This window comes from Heyndrickxia sporothermodurans, from assembly GCF_003055045.1.
GTDB lineage: Bacteria > Bacillota > Bacilli > Bacillales > Bacillaceae_C > Heyndrickxia > Heyndrickxia sporothermodurans.
On sequence record NZ_NAZB01000075.1, the window covers coordinates 1 to 3,159 of the forward strand.

Below are 3,159 nucleotides of genomic sequence, written 5' to 3' on the forward strand. Positions count from 1 at the left end.
ATCCTCTCCTTGCAACGTGTCGACATGCTGCATGTAATTGTTTTTAGGAGTAGGTTTCTTCACATCGTCCAATACAATGGCTAATAGCACCGTGAATAAAATAAGAAGGCTTAGAATTAATACTGCGCTTATTAGCAACTCGAACCACTTCACGATTTTCCTCACCCCTTATCCTTAATCACTCCGTAAATCATGATGGCGAAAAACACGATGAACAATGTTATTAGATACAGTGGAAAAAAGTCCATTTGGTCATCACCTTTCAATTTTGTTGTTCACTTATCCATGAAAGTAAAAATTCTTCTGCGGCTACAGCCGGAAAATACCATTTCCCTCCTACTTTCCTTTTTGGGAATCGTTCATCATAAAAGAATTTTTCTTTGATTGTATTTTCACTCATACAAGTTTGACGGCAGAGTTCTTTCATATCCCATAAAGTGCGCCTGTGTTCAATTTGTTCCAGACGTTTTTTTAACTCTTCGTTAAACCGTTTCTCGATTTCTCTTTCATCCAGCTGAATCGAGATCATGAAATCCTACTCTCCTTTTTTTTTATGCTTTGTTCATCATTTTCGAAAAGATATTCAATATTAAGATTCGGGAAAAAGTGTCTTTTAATTTTCAAAGCTTCGGTATAAGAAAAATCATATTTCCCATTTACCTTGTCATTGATCGTTGCGTACCGAACTTTTAAATAGTCCGCAATGTCAACCATCGTGATGCCTTCTCTTGCCATTTCTGCACGCAAATTTCTATGCATTAATGCTCACACCTCCTATTCACGAACGCAATTGCGTTCTGTTGTTATTTACAAATATAAACGCAATTTCGTTCACTGTCAACAATAAATCATAAATAAAAAACGACATTTCGTTTATTTTTATGTTTACAGACTCAATTTCATAGTATATTATTAATTTATAAACGAAATATCGTATATAATGGTAATAAAAGGAGAAAAGAAAAAGTGGATAAAAGAACAGAAGTAATTGAGCAGTTAATAGATAAAACAGGTTTGAGTAAAAAAGCATTTGCTGAACAAATCGGATTACCTCCAACTACTTTGAGATCCATGTTACAAAGAGGTGTTGGAAATGCTTCTGTAGATAATGTCATAAAAGTTTGTAAGGGATTAGGAATTACAACCGAAGAATTAGAGAAAATGGCTAATGGGGATGTAGTACGTGAAAGCGCTGCTCCTTACTTACCTGAATTAAATGCTAAAGATGAAAAAGACATACAAACTGAACTTCAAAAAATGATTGATGGTTTATCTGGTGATAGTAGTTATGCTGCATTCGATGGAGAAACATTAGAAGATATGGATGAGGAGGACAGGGAATTATTAAAAGCATCATTGGAAAATTCCTTGCGCTTAGCAAAAAGATTAGCAAAACAAAAATTCACTCCAAAAAAATATCGTAAATAAAGAGAGGTACTAACGGATGGGGTCAATTTTATCAACTATAGATCAACTTTATAAGAAGTATGAAACGAACTGCCCTTTTAAATTGGCTAAGTTCTTAGGAATACATATTGTATATGAAAATTTGGGGAAGACGTTAGGTTATTTTAATCAATTTTGCAGAATTAAGATCATCCACATCAATGAAAACACTACCGAACACCAAAGAATGTTTATCTGCGCTCATGAATTAGGACATGCTATATTCCACCCTAATGCCAATACTCCCTTTCTAAAGAAAAACACTTTATTTTCTACTGACAGAATAGAATTGGAAGCTAATTTATTCGCAGTGCGATTGCTATTTTCTGAACAGTTTTATAACGATCATCTGAATTTGAAAGATGCAGTTGAATTATATGGGATTCCTGAAAAATTAATTTTAAATAATTTGTGAGAAAGGAGAAATAAAAGTGGCAACGTTTAGACAATTAAAAAGTGGAAATTGGCAAGCGAGAGTATCTAAAGACGGGGAAGAATTTAGTATTGGTACTTTCCGAACAAAGAAAGAAGCCCAAATAGAAGCTGCCAAAGTTGAAGAGCGTATATATTATGGACAAGTCCTAAATGATAGAAACATGCTATTTGAAGAAGTTTCAAAGGAATGGTTAGAGCAAAAGAAATCTAATGTGAAAGAGACCACATTTAAACAAATAGAAGTTGTTGTTCGTTTGCACATCCTCCCTTATTTCGGAAACAAAAGAATTATAAGGATACGAAGATCAGAAATAAAAAAGTGGATTGAAAAGTTTGGAGAAGACGAATATTCATATGGATCCAGATTGAAGTATCTTTCTGTTTTAAAAAGTATTTTTCATTATGCGGTTTACGAGTTAGAAGTTTTAGAGAAAAACCCAGCTGACAAATTAAAAGTTCCAATCCAAGACAGTGTAGAAATAAATAAAGAAAAAGTAAAATACTACAATCTGGATGAACTTACCCAACTTCTCAACTTTATGAAATCTTACAAGCATCAAAGATTTAAAGAGTATCAACTTTATTATATGCTTATGTATTTTTTAAGTCAGACAGGTTTGCGAATCAGTGAAGCATTGGCATTGCGTTGGGATGATCTAAGAGAAGATAAATTAAGAGTTGAGAGACAAACAAGTAGAGATGACAATAATAACTTGAAGCTAACGACTTTAAAAAACTCGTCATCTTACCGAACAATTAGTTTAAACGAATTACAGGTTAATGGCCATGACGAATTGTTAAAAGCTTTAAAAAAGTTCAAAGTAAAACAAAATGAATTGATCCTAGGCGATGCTAGCTTTCGCAAAAACGAAGATGGTATCATCTTTCAAAATTACAACGGAAATTATTTAACACCTTCAATAGTTCGAGATTCGATCCGCGATTATTGTAAAAAAGCAGGTGTGGACTACAAAGGAACTCACGGATTTAGACATACACATGCTGTTCTATTATTGGAATCAGGAGCTAGTATAAAATTCGTTTCCAAACGTCTAGGTCATAAAACAATAAAAACAACTGCCGATACTTATTTGGATATTACCGAAAAAATAGAAGAAGACGAACTCAAAAAGTTCGCCTCCTACACAGCAAAGAAAATCTGAATCGGCACGAAATCGGCACAACTGATTTTCTTTGCTGTTATAATATCCTTCAAACCATTGATACTACTGCATTTATATAGGATTAACCTATACTTCCTTCCATCTCGAACTTGAT

The 3,159-nt window shown here is 33.5% G+C and carries 5 protein-coding genes; 3 read left to right on the forward strand and 2 right to left on the reverse strand.

All coding sequences use genetic code 11. From position 1 onward, the window contains the following. Window positions 1–262: 262 nt before the first annotated feature. Together B5V89_RS18815 and B5V89_RS18820 are read right to left on the reverse strand one after the other, a co-directional pair. Window positions 263–529, reverse strand: coding sequence for a hypothetical protein (locus tag B5V89_RS18815; protein WP_108073494.1), 267 nt, complete (start codon window positions 527–529; stop codon window positions 263–265). Then, window positions 526–759 carry a helix-turn-helix transcriptional regulator gene (locus tag B5V89_RS18820; RefSeq protein ID WP_108073496.1) on the reverse strand — a complete coding sequence of 78 codons (234 nt, stop codon included), beginning with the start codon at window positions 757–759 and terminating at the stop codon, window positions 526–528. Before B5V89_RS18820 ends, B5V89_RS18815 begins: the two co-directional genes overlap by 4 nt. Window positions 760–966: 207 nt before the next feature. Here B5V89_RS18820 and B5V89_RS18825 point away from each other — a divergent pair, with 207 nt between their 5' ends. From B5V89_RS18825 to B5V89_RS18835, 3 genes are read left to right on the forward strand one after another with little or no spacing between them, the layout of a single operon-like run. After that, window positions 967–1,428, forward strand: coding sequence for a helix-turn-helix domain-containing protein (locus B5V89_RS18825; protein ID WP_108073498.1), 462 nt, complete (start codon window positions 967–969; stop codon window positions 1,426–1,428). 16 nt (window positions 1,429–1,444) lie between these two features. Continuing rightward, complete coding sequence (locus B5V89_RS18830) at window positions 1,445–1,861, forward strand: ImmA/IrrE family metallo-endopeptidase (RefSeq protein ID WP_108073500.1); 417 nt, start codon at window positions 1,445–1,447, stop codon at window positions 1,859–1,861. Window positions 1,862–1,877: 16 nt separating this feature from the next. Beyond that, window positions 1,878–3,044: a tyrosine-type recombinase/integrase gene (locus tag B5V89_RS18835; RefSeq protein ID WP_108073502.1), complete on the forward strand. Its 1,167-nt coding sequence runs from the start codon at window positions 1,878–1,880 to the stop codon at window positions 3,042–3,044. Window positions 3,045–3,159 lie beyond the last annotated feature (115 nt).

What these genes read in the sequence shown, in the direction of transcription:
- B5V89_RS18815 (WP_108073494.1), bottom strand. Translation starts at nt 529, where the DNA reads ATGATCTCGATTCAGCTGGATGAAAGAGAAATCGAGAAACGGTTTAAC.
- B5V89_RS18820 (WP_108073496.1), bottom strand. Translation starts at nt 759, where the DNA reads ATGCATAGAAATTTGCGTGCAGAAATGGCAAGAGAAGGCATCACGATG.
- B5V89_RS18830 (WP_108073500.1), top strand. Translation starts at nt 1,445, where the DNA reads ATGGGGTCAATTTTATCAACTATAGATCAACTTTATAAGAAGTATGAA.